The organism is Catellatospora sp. NPDC049609, assembly GCF_040675365.1.
In the GTDB taxonomy this organism is placed as follows: Bacteria; Actinomycetota; Actinomycetes; order Mycobacteriales; family Micromonosporaceae; genus Catellatospora.
In genome coordinates this window covers 10,688-25,274 of record NZ_JBFAOU010000016.1, presented here as the reverse complement: position 1 = coordinate 25,274, position 14,587 = coordinate 10,688, and the positions used below count along the sequence as shown (strand labels likewise).

The following is a 14,587-nucleotide window of genomic DNA, read 5'->3' as shown; positions in this document are numbered from 1 at the left end:
CGTCGGCGCGGCAGCCGGATCCGGACTCGGATCGGGAGCCGAGTCGGAGCGTGGGTCGGCGGCCGGCCGCTCAGCCACGGGTTGCTCGCAGGGTGGCGCGGGCGGCCGGGTCCGCCCGGCGGAAGCCGTGGAAGTGGCCCGGGTGGTAGAGGTGGCTGCGGGTGCCGCCGCCCTCGCCGAGCGCGGGCCCGACCAGGAACAGCGTGTGCTTCCACAGCCGGTGCTCCTTGACCGCGGCTTCCAGCGTGCCGACCGTGCACCGCACGATCAGCTCCTCCGGCCACGTCACCCGGTATGCCACCACGACGGGCGTGTCCGGCGCGTACCCCCCGGCCAGCAGCTCGTCCGCGAGCTGGCCGGACCGGGCGGCGGACAGGAACACCGCCATGGTCGCGCCGTGCGCGGCGAAGGCGCGCACCGACTCGCGTGCCGGCATCGGCGTCTTGCCGCCCTCCAGCCTGGTCAGCACCACCGACTGGGCCACCTCGGGCACGGTCAGCTCCCGCTGCACGGCCGCCGCGGCGGCGGTGAACGAGGACACCCCGGGGATGACCTCGGTGGGCAGGCCCAGCTCGCGGCACGCGTCGAGCTGCTCGCCCAGCGCGCCCCACAGCGCCGGGTCGCCGGAGTGGATCCGGGCCACCACCAGGTCGTCGGCCGCGGCCTGGCGGTAGAGGTCGAGCGTCTGCTCCAGGGTCAGCGCGGCCGAGTCGACGATGCGCGCGCCCGGCTTCGCGTGGCCGAGCACGTCCGGGTGCACCAGGCTGGCCGCCCAGACCACCACGTCGGCGGTGGCGATGGCGGCCGCGCCGCGCAGGGTGAGCAGGTCGGCGGCGCCCGGCCCGGCTCCGATGAAGACGACCTTCACAGCTTCCCGCCCCTTCCCTCGCGCCGGCCGGGGATCAGCACCGCCGACAGGTACGGCGCCTCACCCGCCGCGGCCAGCGGTGTCACGGTCTCGCCGGGCAGGCCCAGGCGGGTGCCGAGCACCGCGTCCCCGAGCCGTCCGGCCTCCTTCACCACGGCGACGACCTCGTCGAGGTGCCGCCCGCCCTTGTACGCCACCACCGTGCCGTCCTCCGCGTACGCGAGCGCGCCGGACAGCGCCGCCGCTCCCCGGGCCAACGGCACCAGGACCAGCGGCTCGACGCCCTCGGCGAGCGGCACCCCGGCCGCGGCCGACAGGGCCTGCATGGCGGTGATCCCGGGCGCGGTCGTGATCTCGACCTCGGGCAGCAGCGCCCGGACGGTGGCGGCGAGGTAGCCGAAGGTCGAGTACACGTTGGGGTCGCCGATGGTCGCGAACACGGCGGTGCCGCCGGTCTCGCCGAGCCAGTCCGCGACGCGCCGCCCGGCCCCGTCCCAGTGGTGCTCGCGCCGCCGCGCGTCGTCGCGCTCGTTGAGGGCGAACACCAGCCGCTCGATGCGGTCGTGCCCGGCGTGCGCGCGCACCGTCGCCTCGGCACGGCCCTGCTCGTCGAGCGACATGACGGGCACGAAGACCCGCCCGGCCTCGCGCAGCAGGCGTACGGCCTGCAGCGTCACCAGCTCCGGGTCGCCCGGACCCGTCCCCACCCCGATCAGGCGCATGCGGCACGCACCAGCCGCGCGGCGAAGCCCGGGTGCCCGGCCCAGTGCAGGTGCAGGTAGGACGCGTGCACCCCGCCCTGGACGAAGCCCTCCGCGGCGGTGCCGCGCCACGCCCAGGCGGGCTGCGGCCCGGCGGCCGGGGCGACGGCGGTGCGGTGGAACTCGTGCCCGGTGACCCGGGTGCCCGGCTCGGCGAGCACGCTGCCGGACACCGCGACCGCGTCGCGGTAGCCCAGCGTGAGCCGGTCCGTCATCGCCGACTCGGCGTCGAGCACCCCGCACATCTCGCGGCCGTCCAGCGACCGGGCCAGCCACAGCAGCCCGGCGCACTCGGCGGCGACGGGCGCACCGGCGGCCGCGAGCTCGCGTACGGCGTCGCGCAGCGGCTTGTTGGCGGCCAGCTCGTCGCCGTACACCTCGGGGAAACCGCCGCCCACCACCAGCCCGGCGGTGCGCGGCGGCAGCGCCTCGTCGCGGACCGGGTCGACGTGCACGACCTCGGCCCCGGCGGCCCGCAGCAGCTCGGCCTGCTCGGCGTAGCCGAACGTGAACGCTGGCCCGCCCGCGACCGCGATCACGGGGCGCTCGGCCACCGGCTCGCCCACCGCGGCCGCGGCCGACCACGCCGTCACGGTCAGCGGCGGCGCGCCGTGCGCCACCGCGAGCACCTCGCCGAGGTCCACCCCGTCCTCGACCAGCGCGCCCATCGCGCGTACCGCGTCGACCGCGGCGCCGCTGCGTTCGGCGGCGGGCACCAGGCCCAGGTGCCGCGAGGGCACCGCGACCGCGTCGGTGCGCCGCAGCACGCCGAGCACCGGCGCGCCGACCTCCTCGCAGGCCTCGCGCAGGATCTCCTCGTGCCGGTCGGAGCCGACCCGGTTGAGCACCACCCCGCCCAGGCGCACCGTGCCGAACGAGCGGAACCCGTGCAGCAGCGCGGCGACCGAGCGGCCCTGGCCGGTCGCGTCCACCACGAACACGACCGGCGCGTCCAGCAGCTCGGCCACGTGCGCGGTCGAGCCGAACGCGCCCTGGCCGGAGCGGCCGTCGTACAGGCCCATCACGCCCTCGACCACGGCGACCTGCGCGCCCGCCGCGCCATGGGCGAACAGCGGCGCGACCAGGTCCTCGCCGACCAGCGACGGGTCCAGGTTGCGGCCGGGCCGCCCGCAGGCCAGCGAGTGGTACGTCGGGTCGATGTAGTCCGGCCCGACCTTGAACCCGGCCGCGGTCATGCCGCGCGCCGTGAACGCGGCCAGCAGCCCGGTCGCCACCGTCGTCTTGCCGTGCCCCGACGCCGCCGCCGCGACCACGATCCGCGGCACCCTCACCGACACACCCCCACCGACCTCTACCATTCGATCCCCGCCTGGCCCTTGCGCCCCGCGTCCATCGGGTGCTTCACCTTGCCCATCTCGGTGACCAGGTCGGCGGCGTCGAGCAGCGCCGGTGCGGCGTACCGGCCGGTGATCACGACGTGCTGGGTGCCGGGGCGCTCGCGCAGCGTCGCGACCACGTCGTCGACGGGCACCCAGCCCCAGTGCATCGGGTAGGTGAACTCGTCGAGCACGTAGAAGCCGTACCGCTGCGCGGCGAGGTCGCGTTTGACCTGCGCCCAGCCCTCGGCCGCCTCGGCGGCGTGGTCGCGCTCGTCGCCCGGCCGGGCCAGCCACGACCAGCCCTCGCCCATCTTGTGCCAGGTCACCGGCGCGCCCGTGCCGTCCTGCGCGTGGGCACGGCTCAGCGCCCGGAACGCGGCCTCCTCACCCACCCGCCACTTCGGACTCTTCACGAACTGGAAAACGGCGATCGGCCAGCCCACGTTCCACGCGCGCAGCGCCATCCCGAACGCGGCGGTCGACTTGCCCTTGCCGACGCCGGTGTGCACGGCGAGCAGCGGTCCCTTCCGGCGCTGCCGGGTGGTCAGCCCGTCGTCGGGGACCGACTCGGGTTTACCCTGCGGCATCTCGTCCTCCGATCGGTTCGGGTCACGCGGCGGTGCGGCGGTCGCGGCGGGCGACGCCGGCCAGCCCCTGTGCGGTGACCTCGGTGAGCGGCACGTGCTCGGCGTTCAGCCGGGCGGCCAGGCGCGCGGCCAGCCCGAGCCGGACCGGTCCCGACTCGCAGTCGACCACCACCGCGGCGACGCCGCCCGCGGCCAGCCCGGCGGCGACCCGCATGGCCTCGCCGACGGGATCGGCCCCCGCGGTGGCCCGGCCGTCGGTCACCACCACCAGCAGCGCCCGGCGGCGCGGGTCGCGCAGCCGCTCCACCCGCAGCGTGTGCGCGGCCTGGCGCAGGCCCGCCGCGAGCGGCGTACGCCCGCCGGTGGGCAGCTCGCGCAGCCGGGCCGCGCCCGCCTCGACGCTGGAGGTCGGCGGCAGCGCCAGCCGTGCCGCGTCGCCCCGGAAGGTGACCAGGCCGACCTTGTCGCGCCGCTGGTACGCGTCGAGCAGCAGCGACAGCACCGCGCCCTTGACCGCGCCCATCCGCTTGCGGGCGGCCATCGAGCCGGAGGCGTCGACGCAGAACAGCACCAGGTTGGACTCGCGCCCGCGCCGCACCGGCTCGCGCAGGTCGGCGGCGGCCAGCAGCAGTGGCCCGCCGGGCCGGCGCCCGCGCGCGTCCTGCCGCCGGGCCGCGGCCCGCACGGTCGCCGCCAGGTGCAGCGCGGTCAGCGTGCCGGCGGGCACCCGCGCGCCGACGGTGCGGCCGGTGCGGGTGTACGCGGGCGAGCGCCGTCCTGCCGCGCCCTCCCCCGTGCCCGGCACCGCGAACAGCCTGGCCCGCTGCGGTCGCGCCGCCTCGGCCCGCTGCTGCCCCGCCCCGGCGAGGCGGCTGTCGCCGTCGGCGTCGCGCCGCTGGGCGTCACCGTGCGGCCGGGGCGCCGGACGCTCCCGGTCCGGCCGCGCGCCGCCGCCGGGCCCACCCGGCCGGGGCCGGTCGTCGTCGGGGCCGTTGTCGGGCCCGCCGTCGTGCGGGCCGTCCTCGCCCTGAGGGTCTTCCTCGCCGCGGGGGCCCTGGTCACCAGGGCGTCCGGGGTCGCCGCCGGGGCCCGCGGCGTCGTGTGCGCCGTGGTCCCGTCCGCCGTCCGAGCCGTCGGGTCCGCCGCGCCGCCCGGCGGCGCCGCCGTCCCGGCCGCTCTCGCCGTCGTGCGGCCCGCCGTCCGGGGGCGCGGCGTGGCGCAGCGCCTCTTCCAGCGCGTTCTCGTCCAGGTCGGGGCTGTCGAAGGGGTCGCGTCGGCGGCGGTGCGGCAGCGCGAGCCGGGCCGCGTCGCGGACGTCCTGCGCGGTGACCTCGACCCGGCCGTGCCAGGCGGCCAGTGCCAGCGCGGCACGGGCCACCACCAGGTCGGCGCGCAGCCCGTCCACCTCGAACGCGGCGCACACCCCGGTGATGCGGATCAGCTCGGCGTCGGGCAGCGCCACCGCGGGCAGCCTTTCCCGGGCGGCCACGATGCGATCGGCGAGCGAGGCGTCGGCGTCGGCCCAGCGCGCCGCGAACCCGGCCGGGTCGGCCTCGTACGCCAGCCGCCGCCGCACCACCTCGGCCCGCTCGCGCGGCTCGCGCGGGGCGCGCACCTGCACCGCCAGCCCGAACCGGTCGAGCAGCTGCGGGCGCAGCTCGCCCTCCTCCGGGTTCATGGTGCCCACCAGCAGGAACCGGGCGGCGTGGCGCACCGAGACGCCGTCGCGCTCGACGTACGCCTCACCCATCGCGGCGGCGTCGAGCAGCAGGTCGACCAGGTGGTCGTGGAGCAGGTTCACCTCGTCGACGTAGAGCACGCCCCGGTGGGCGGCGGCCAGCAGGCCGGGCGAGTACGCCGCCTGCCCCGAGGTGAGCACGCGTTCCAGGTCGAGCGCGCCGACCAGGCGGTCCTCGGTGGCCCCGACGGGCAGCTCGACCAGCCGGGCGCGCCGGACGGCGGCGTCCTGCCCGGCCTCGTGCGGCCCGTCCGGGCACGCGGCGTACGGGGCGGCCGGGTCGCAGGCGAAGCGGCATCCGGCGACGGCCGTGAGCGTCGGCAGCAGGGCGGCGAGGGCACGGACCACGGTGGACTTGGCGGTGCCCTTCTCGCCGCGCACCAGCACCCCGCCGACGGCGGGCGAGACGGCGTTGAGGAGCAGGGCCAGCCGCAGGTCGGCCAGGCCGACCACGGCGGAGAACGGGTACAGCGGGGTCAACGACCGCTCAGGCACGAGCCCATGCGCGAATCCTCTCCGCGGGTTTCCTCGCCCGCGAACACCGGTGATCCGCCGACGCCGTCGGCGTCGCCGGGAGCGGCCGGAGTGTCCTGGCTCCCGGATCGGCGCTCCCCCTCGGCCTTCCAGCCTCGCGGCCGTGACCTGGGGACGACGCGGCGCGCCGGTGGCGGCGCGAGCGTCGGGAGGGGTCGCTCCCCGGTGACAGTGGCGGGACCGCCCCGGACTCGCACCGGGTTCCTCCACTGCCGCTCACCGGTCATCGTGTCGGAAGAGCGGCTCCGCGTCAAAGCGGGTCGCCCGTCCGGTGTGCTGTGTCATCGCTCACCGGGCGGCCCTGCCCACGTGAGGCCGCGCCGGGCCCGCCCCCTGGCTCGCGCGGCCCGGCACGACATCACGTCGTAACAATCAACTTCGATATTGCTATATATCACTGCCTTCCGCTAGCTTCCAGGGAAACTCTCCGGCGGTCCGGCGTCAGAAGCGCTCGGCGCCGGGTGGACCTTGGGAGGATCCTGTGAGGCACTCACTCCGAGCGGCGCTGCGTGTGGGCGCGACGGCGCTCGCCGGCGCCCTGATCGCCATGGCCGCGGCCACCGGCCCGGCGCAGGCCGCGCCGACCGACCCCGACGTCATCGACGGCCCGGACCTCGTCGTGGGCGGCACCCCGGCCGCGCAGGGCGAGTTCCCGTGGATGGTGCGGCTGTCCATGGGCTGCGGCGGCGCGATGTACACCCCGAGCCTGGTGCTCACCGCGGCGCACTGCGTCGGCGCCACCGGCAACAACACCTCGATCACCGCCACCTGGGGCGTGGTCGACCTGCAGAGTCCGAGCCGGACCACCCGCACCTCCAACTACGTCTACCGCGCGCCCGGCTACAACGGCGACGGCAAGGACTGGGCGCTGGTCCGCCTGTCCAGCCCGATCACCACGGCCCCGCTGCTGAAGATCGCCACCGACACCTCGCTGCACAGCGGCGAGTTCGACGTGATGGGCTGGGGCGCGGCCACGCAGGGCGGCGGGCAGCAGCGCTACCTGCTCAAGGCGAAGGTCCCGTTCATCACCGACACGCAGTGCCAGAGCGCGGGCGGCAGCTACGCCGGGCTGATCTTCAACGAGGAGATCTGCGCGGGCATCTGGAGTTCCGGCGGCGTCGACACCTGCCAGGGTGACTCCGGCGGCCCGATGGTCAAGAAGAACGCGTCCAACGAGTGGATCCAGGTCGGCATCGTGAGCTGGGGCATCGGTTGCGCCCAGCCGCAGAAGCCGGGCGTCTACACCGAGGTGCGCTACTTCGCCAACGACATCTACAACGCGGCCGTATCCCTGGGCGGGGCACCGGGCGGCGTCTCGGTCACCGGCCCCGGCAACCAGTCCACCGTGGTCGGCACCGCGGTCACCCTGAACAGCAGCGCGTCCGGCGGCACCGCGCCGTACTCCTGGTCGGCGACCGGCCTGCCGGCCGGCACGTCGATCAGCTCGTCGACCGGCCAGATCACCGGCACGCCGACCACCGCGGGCACCTACACCGTCACCGTCACCGCGACCGACAGCGCGAGCAAGACCGGCACCGCGTCGTTCACCTGGACGGTCAACCCGGTCGGCGGCTGCGCCGCGATCACCAACGGCACCGACGTGAGTATCCCCGACAACAACACCACCGGGGTGTACAGCAACATCACCGTCTCCGGCTGCACGGGCAACGCGTCGTCGACCTCGAAGGTCGAGGTCCACATCGTGCACACCTACAAGGGTGACCTGGTGGTGGACCTCGTCGCGCCGGACGGTTCGGTGTACAACCTGCACAACCGCACCGGCAGCAGCACCGACAACATCGACACGATCTACACGGTGAACCTGTCCGGCGAGGTCAAGAACGGCACCTGGCGCCTGCGCGTACGCGACCTGGCGTCGATCGACACCGGCTACCTCAACTCCTGGACGCTCACCCTGTAGCACCCTCCGACGGCACGACCTGGCCCGGCTCCGCCACCCGCGGAGCCGGGCCGCTCGCCACCACCTCGCGCCCCCACGACCCCAGGAGGGTTCCCCGTGCGCAGACTCGCGCTCATCCTCACCGCGCTGGCCACCGGTGCCGCGCTGACGCTGGCCGCACCGGCCGGCGGCGTGCCCGCCGACGACGGCGCCGCCGCATCCGCCCAGTACCGCGTCGTCGGCCCGAAGACGTGGGCCGACCGCGACGCCGTCGCCCGCACCGGAGCGGCGATCGACCTCGTCGAGCACGGCAAGATCTACATCACCGCGACCGGCACCGAGGCGGCCCGGATCCGCCGCCTCGGCTTCACCCTGGAGGCCCTGCCCGCGCCGGCGCAGGCCGCGCCGGACGGGATCACCACGCTCGACTTCCCGTCGACCGACTCCGGTTACCACAACTACGCCGAGATGAATGCCGAGCTCAACCAGATCGTCGCGGACCACCCGACGCTGGTCCGCCGGTCCGTCATCGGGACGTCGTACGAGGGCCGCGACATCGTCGCCCTGAAGATCTCCGACAACGTGGCGACCGACGAGAACGAGCCCGAGTTCCTCATCAACGCGCACCTGCACGCGCGCGAGCACCTGACCGTCGAGATGGCCCTCTACCTGGCCAACCTGTTCACCGACGGCTACGCCACGGACAGCCGCGTGCGCGCCGTGGTCGACTCGCGCGAGATCTGGATCGTCCCGGACCTCAACCCCGACGGCGGCGAGTACGACATCGCCACCGGCTCCTACCGCTCCTGGCGCAAGAACCGCCAGCCCAACTCGGGCTCGTCGGCGATCGGCACCGACATCAACCGCAACTTCGGCTACAAGTGGGGCTGCTGCGGCGGCTCGTCGGGCACGCCGTCCAGCGAGACCTACCGCGGGCCGTCGGCGTTCTCCACGCCGGAGGCACGGGTGCTGCGCGACTTCGTGCTGTCCCGGCGGGTCGGCGGGGTGCAGCAGATCAAGGCCAACATCGACTTCCACACCCACGGCGAGCTGATCCTGTGGCCGTTCGGGTACACCACCGCCGACACCGTCAACCCCGGCATGACCCTCGACGAGCGCAACACGTTCGCCAACATCGGCGCTCAGATGGCCGCGACCAACTCCTACACCGCCGAGCAGGGCAGCGACCTGTACGTCACCGACGGCGACATCACCGACTGGCTCTGGGGCGACCAGCGGGTGTGGACGTACACGTTCGAGATGTACCCGCGCTCGTCCAGCCCCGGCTTCTACCCGCCGGACGAGGTCATCGCGGCGCAGACCTCGCGCAACAAGACGGCCGTGCTGATCCTCGCCGAGTACGCCGACTGCCCGTTCCGGGCCATCGGCAAGCAGGCGCAGTACTGCGCGGCGGCCAACGACTTCTCCGTCACGGCCACCCCGGCGAGCGGCTCGGTGAACCCGGGCAGCGCGGCGACCTCGACCATCGCCACCGCCCTCACCGCCGGCAGCGCGCAGACCGTGACCTTCTCGGCGAGCGGCCTGCCCGCCGGCGCGACCGCGTCGTTCAGCCCGGCCTCGGTCACCACGGGCGGCTCGTCCACCCTGACGATCAGCACGAGCGCGTCGACCCCGGCGGGCACGTACCCGGTCACGGTGACCGGCACGGGCACCGGCGCCACCCGCACCGCGACCTACACGCTCACCGTGAACGGAGCGCCCGGCTGCACCGGCACGAACCCGAACGACGTGACGATCAGCGACAACGCCACGGTCTACAGCAACATCACGATCAGCGGCTGCAACCGCAACGCGTCGGCGACGTCCACGGCCGAGGTGCACATCGTGCACACGTACCGCGGCGACCTGGTGGTCTCGCTGCTCGCGCCGGACGGCAGCGCGTACACGCTGCTCAACCGCTCGGGCGGCAGCGCCGACAACGTGGACCAGACGTTCACGGTGAACCTGTCCGGCGAGGCGGCCAACGGCACCTGGCGGCTGCGCGTGCAGGACGCCGCCTCCGGTGACGTCGGCTACGTCAACACCTGGACGCTGACCCTCTAGGCGTCCCGAGAAGCCGCCGGTGGCGCCCGCAACGGCGCGGGCGCCACCGGTAAATCGCTTGCCGCGCCTGTTAGACAGGGTGCGTGAGCGACATCGAGATCCGTGAGGCCGCCTTCGACGACGTGCCGGCCATGGCGCGCATCCGGTACGCCGCCTTCCCCTGGTTCATCGCCAGCGTGGCCCAGCAGGAGCTGTGGTGGCGCACCGCCCGACCCGAGGCCCGGCTGCTCCGCCTGCTGGCGCTGCGTGACGGGGAGCCGGTGGGGTTCTCCGCCGGAGGTTTCAACATCACGACATCCGAGCCGGGCGCCGCCTACGTCGAGACGGTGGTGCACCCGGACCACCGCGGCAGCGGGGCCGGCACCGCCGTCTACCAGCGGCTGGAGGAGCACCTGCGGGCCATCGGCGCCCGCCGGGTGCGCGCCTTCGCGGGCGACGACGCGGCGTCGGTGCGCTGGGCGCAGGCTCAGGGCTACACCCAGGGCGCGCACGACCGCTACGCGCGGCTCGACACGGCGCAGCTGCCGCCCATGCCCGCGCTGCCGGCCGGCGTCACCGTGTGCAGCCTGGCCGAGGCCGGGCCGAAGACCGTCTACGACCTGGACCAGGCCGCCTCGATCGACGAGCCGGGTGACATGTCCTTCGACGGCATCCCGTACGACCTGTGGCTGGCGCGCTACTGGGAGAGCCCGGACCAGCAGCTCGACGTGGGCACCGTGGTCATGGTGGACGGCGTCGCCGCCTGCGGCACCTTCCTGGAAGCCAACCGGGAGCTGGGCAAGGGCATCTCCACGGGCACGTTCACGCTGCGGGAGTACCGTGGCCGCGGCCTGGCGAAGATCGCCAAGGCGGCGGCCCTGCGCAAGGCCGCCGAGCGCGGCATCCACACCGCGATCACCTGCAACGACTACACCAACGCACCGATGATCGCGGTGAACGACTGGCTCGGCTACCAGCCCTTCGCCAGCGAGTACTCCTACCTCAAGACCCTCGGCGCCTGAGCCCGCACCGACTGCCCGCAGTTTCGGGGAAAGTGCACGAATACCGCAGGCGATGCGCGCACTTTCCCTGAAACCGCATGGCGATCAGCCTTCGAGGTCGCCCTCGGCGGCGAGGTACGCCTCGCGCAGCGCGTCCAGGGTGGCCGGATCCGGGGCGGACCACAGGCCGCGCTCGGCGGCCTCCAGCAGGCGCTCGCTGATGCCGCGCAGCGCCCACGGGTTCGACCGTTCCAGGAACTCGCGCACCTGCTCGTCGAAGACGTACGCCGCGGCCAGCTTCTCGTACATCCAGTCGTCCACGACCCCGGCGGTGGCGTCGTATCCGAACAGGTAGTCGACGGTCGCGGCCAGCTCGAACGCGCCCTTGTAGCCGTGGCGCATCATCGCGGCGATCCAGCGCGGGTTGACCACCCGGGCCCGGAACACGCGTTTGGTCTCCTCGGCCAGGGTGCGCGTCTGCACGCTGTCGGGCAGGTGCGAGTCGCCGATCACGGCCGTCGGGGACGCCCCGGTCAGCGCGCGCACCATGGCGATCATTCCGCCGTGGTACTGGAAGTAGTCGTCGGCGTCGACGATGTCGTGCTCGCGGGTGTCCACGTTCTTCGCCGCTACGCTGATCCGGCGGTAGACGCGCGCCAGGTCGTCGCGGGCGGCCCGCCCGTCGAGGTCGCGGCCGTAGGCGTAGCCGCCCCAGACCGCGTACACCTCGGCCAGGTCCTGCTCGTCGCGCCAGTTGCGGGCGTCGATCAGCGGGAGCAGGCCCGCGCCGTACGCCCCCGGCTTGGAGCCGAAGACGCGGGTGGTGGCCCGGCGGCGGTCGCCGTGCTCGGCCTCGTCGGCGCGGGCATGCGCGGCCAGGAAGTTGTCCCCGTCGGGCTCGGCCAGCGCCGCGACCGCCCGCACCGCGTCGTCGATCAGCGTCACCACGTGCGGGAACGCGTCGCGGAAGAACCCGGAGATGCGCACCGTCACGTCCACCCGCGGCCGCCCCAGCTCCGCCAGTGGCACCACCTCGAACCCGGTGACCCGCCGCGAGGCGTCGTCCCAGGTCGGGCGGCAGCCCAGCAGCGCCAGCACCTCGGCGATGTCGTCGCCCTGGGTGCGCATCGCCGAGGTGCCCCACACGGTCAGCCCGACCGTACGCGGCCACTCGCCCGTCTCCTCGCGGTGCCGGGCCAGCAGCGAGTCGGCCAGCGCCACGCCGACGTCCCAGGCATTGCGCGACGGGATCGCCTTCGGGTCCACCGAGTAGAAGTTGCGCCCCGTCGGCAGCACGTTGACCAGGCCGCGGGTCGGCGAGCCGGACGGCCCGGCCGGGATGTAGCGCCCGTCGAGCGCGCGCAGCACCGCGGTCACCTCGTCCACCGTGGCGTCCAGCCGGGGCACCACCTCGGTCGCCGCGAACGCCAGCACCGCCTCCACCGCGGCGTCGGGCCCGCCGAGCACCTCGGCGACCACGGCCGGGACCTTGGACGGCTCCCAGCCCAGCGTCTCGTTGCCGACGACGAGCCGCCGGGCCACGGCCTCGATCAGGTCCACCGCGTCCGCGCCGGTGCGGGCCGGGCCGTCGACCACGTCGGTCAGATCCGGCGGCACGGCGACGGCCGCGCCGGGCGCGGCCAGCAGCGCCCGCTCGTCCAGGCCGTACCGGTGGCACAGCGCCGCCCGCAGCCCCGGCAGCGCACCGCGCACCCCGCCCCAGACCTGGCTGGCCCGCAGCACCGCGAGCACCAGGTTGACCCGCGCCTCACCCTGCGGCGCGCCGCCGAGCACGTGCAGGCCGTCGCGGATCTGCGAGTCCTTGATCTCGCACAGGTAGCCGTCGACGTGCAGGATGAAGTCGTCGAAGTCGTCCGCACCGGGCATGTCCGCCTGGTGCAGGTCGTGGTGCAGCTGCGCGGCCTGGATCAGGGTCCAGATCTGGGCGCGCACGGCGGGCAGCTTCGCCGGGTCGAGGGCCTGCACGGTGGCGTACTCGTCGAGCAGCTGCTCCAGCTTGGCCAGCTCGCCGTACGTCTCGGCGCGGGCCATCGGCGGCACCAGGTGGTCCACGATCGTCGCGTGGCCGCGCCGCTTGGCCTGGGTGCCCTCGCCCGGGTCGTTGACGATGAACGGGTACACCAGCGGCAGGTCGCCGAGCACCGCGTCCGGCGCGCACCCGCGCGACAGGCCCAGCCCCTTGCCGGGCAGCCACTCCAGCGTGCCGTGCTTGCCCAGGTGCACCACCGCGTCGGCGCCGAAGCTCTCGTCGAGCCACCGGTACGCGGCCAGGTAATGATGGCTCGGCGCCAGGTCCGGGTCGTGGTAGATGGCGACCGGGTTCTCCCCGAAGCCGCGCGGCGGCTGGATCATCAGCAGCACGTTGCCGAATCGCAGCGCGGCCAGCACGATCTCGTCGCCGTCGACGTACAGCTCGCCCGGCGGCTCGCCCCATGCCCCGACGATGCCCGCGCGCAGCTGCGGGTCGAGCGCGTCCAGCCACCGGACGTGCTCGCGCAGCGGCACCCGCGCCGGGGCGGCGGCGAGCTGCTCCTCGGTCAGCCACTCCACGTCGTGCCCGCCCGCCGCGATCAGCGTGTGGATCAGCGCGTCGCCGTCCTCGGGGAAGCCCTCGCCCAGGTCGTAGCCCGCTTCGCGCAGCGCCCGCAGCAGCACCACGGCGCTGGCCGGGGTGTCCAGGCCGACCGCGTTGCCGACCCGCGAGTGCCGCGTCGGGTAGCTGGACAGCACGATCGCGAGCTTCTTCCGTCCGTTCGGGACGCGCCGCAGCCGGGCGTACCGGCAGGCGATCCCGGCGACGCGGCGGGCCCGCTCGGGGTCGGCGGCGTAGACGCCGATGCCGTCCGGGCCGGGCTCCTTGAACGAGAACGGCACCGTGATCAGCCGGCCGTCGAACTCCGGGATCGCCACCTGCATCGCCGCGTCCATCGGGCTCAGCGCCGCGTCGGAGTCCTGCCACGCGGCCTGCGACGAGGTCAGGCACAGCGCCTGCAGCACCGGCACGTCCAGCTCGGCCAGCGCCGCCACCGACCACGCCTCGTCGTCGCCGCCGCCGGACGCGTCGGCGGGCGTGGTGCCGCCCGCGGCCAGCACCGTCACGATCAGCGCGTCGCAGCCGCGCAGCGTGTCGCGCAGCCCGTCCGGCACGCCGCGCAGCGAGCCGCAGTACACCGCCAGCGCGTTCGCGCCCGCGTCGCGCACCGCCCCGGCCAGCGTGTCCACGAACGCGGTGTTGCCGGCCAGCTCGTGCGCCCGGTAGTAGACGATCCCGACGGTCGGCCGTGCCGGATCCGGGTCCGGGCCGGGGCGCACGCCGTACTCCGGCATGCGAACCGGCGGCGCGAAGCCCTCACCGGTCATCAGCAGCGTGTCCGACAGGAAACGGTGCAGCTCGCGCAGGTTGTCCGCGCCGCCCTCGACCAGGTAGGCCAGCGCCTCGCCGGCCACCCCGGCGGGCACCGTCGACTCCGCCTGCAACGCCGCGTCGGGCACCGCCTCGCCGCCGAGCGCGACCACCGGCACCCCCGCGGCGAGCAGCGCGTCGAGCCCGTCCGGCCAGGTGCGGCGGCCGCCGAGCAGGCGTACCACCACGAAGTCCACGTCCCGCAGCAGCTCGGGGAGGTCGCTCACGGCGAGCCGCGCGGGGTTGGCGATGCGCCAGGCCGCGCCGCAGGCGCGGGCGGCGAGCAGTTCGGTGTCCGCTGTGGACAGCAGCAGGCCGTGAGCAGCCGTCATGACCGCATTCCTCCTGTCGGGGTCCGCGCCCCGGTAGCAGAGTCGATGCGGAACACGGC

At 74.7% G+C, this 14,587-nt stretch carries 9 protein-coding genes and 1 riboswitch; of the genes, 3 read left to right on the top strand and 6 right to left on the bottom strand.

Translation table 11 applies throughout. The features are described from left to right. Positions 1-70: 70 nt before the first annotated feature. The 5 genes from cobM to AB0J67_RS07190 are packed head-to-tail and all read right to left on the bottom strand — an operon-like array spanning position 71 to position 5,789. The gene (gene cobM, locus AB0J67_RS07210) at positions 71-868 is read right to left on the bottom strand and encodes a precorrin-4 C(11)-methyltransferase (RefSeq protein WP_363477358.1); all 798 of its coding nucleotides are present in this window, start codon (positions 866-868) and stop codon (positions 71-73) included. Beyond that, positions 865-1,590, bottom strand: coding sequence for a precorrin-2 C(20)-methyltransferase (gene cobI / locus AB0J67_RS07205; RefSeq protein ID WP_363477355.1), 726 nt, complete (start codon positions 1,588-1,590; stop codon positions 865-867). The genes cobM and cobI overlap by 4 nt, the downstream gene beginning before the upstream one ends. Continuing rightward, positions 1,581-2,948, bottom strand: a complete 1,368-nt coding sequence (locus tag AB0J67_RS07200) for a cobyrinate a,c-diamide synthase (protein WP_363477352.1) — start codon at positions 2,946-2,948, stop codon at positions 1,581-1,583. The genes cobI and AB0J67_RS07200 overlap by 10 nt, the downstream gene beginning before the upstream one ends. Next, positions 2,942-3,556 carry a cob(I)yrinic acid a,c-diamide adenosyltransferase gene (gene cobO / locus AB0J67_RS07195; protein ID WP_363477349.1) on the bottom strand — a complete coding sequence of 205 codons (615 nt, stop codon included), beginning with the start codon at positions 3,554-3,556 and terminating at the stop codon, positions 2,942-2,944. Before cobO ends, AB0J67_RS07200 begins: the two co-directional genes overlap by 7 nt. A gap of 22 nt (positions 3,557-3,578) precedes the next feature. Then, entirely contained in the window at positions 3,579-5,789 is a 2,211-nt protein-coding gene (locus tag AB0J67_RS07190; RefSeq protein WP_363477346.1) for a VWA domain-containing protein, read from the bottom strand. Between the two features lie 88 nt (positions 5,790-5,877). Further along, positions 5,878-6,035: riboswitch (cobalamin riboswitch) on the bottom strand. 274 nt (positions 6,036-6,309) lie between these two features. On the opposite strand from AB0J67_RS07190, the gene AB0J67_RS07185 reads away from it, so the two are divergent. The 3 genes from AB0J67_RS07185 (at position 6,310) to AB0J67_RS07175 (ending at position 10,793) form a co-directional block, all read left to right on the top strand. Then, positions 6,310-7,749, top strand: a complete 1,440-nt coding sequence (locus AB0J67_RS07185; RefSeq protein ID WP_363477343.1) for a trypsin-like serine protease — start codon at positions 6,310-6,312, stop codon at positions 7,747-7,749. 144 nt (positions 7,750-7,893) lie between these two features. Beyond that, on the top strand, positions 7,894-9,792 hold the full coding sequence (locus AB0J67_RS07180; protein ID WP_363477491.1) for a M14 family zinc carboxypeptidase: 1,899 nt from the start codon (positions 7,894-7,896) through the stop codon (positions 9,790-9,792). A gap of 83 nt (positions 9,793-9,875) precedes the next feature. Beyond that, the gene (locus AB0J67_RS07175; RefSeq protein WP_363477340.1) at positions 9,876-10,793 is read left to right on the top strand and encodes a GNAT family N-acetyltransferase; all 918 of its coding nucleotides are present in this window, start codon (positions 9,876-9,878) and stop codon (positions 10,791-10,793) included. A gap of 84 nt (positions 10,794-10,877) precedes the next feature. Here the strand turns inward: AB0J67_RS07175 and cobN are convergent, their stop codons facing one another. Beyond that, the gene (gene cobN, locus AB0J67_RS07170; RefSeq protein WP_363477337.1) at positions 10,878-14,528 is read right to left on the bottom strand and encodes a cobaltochelatase subunit CobN; all 3,651 of its coding nucleotides are present in this window, start codon (positions 14,526-14,528) and stop codon (positions 10,878-10,880) included. Positions 14,529-14,587: the final 59 nt, after the last annotated feature.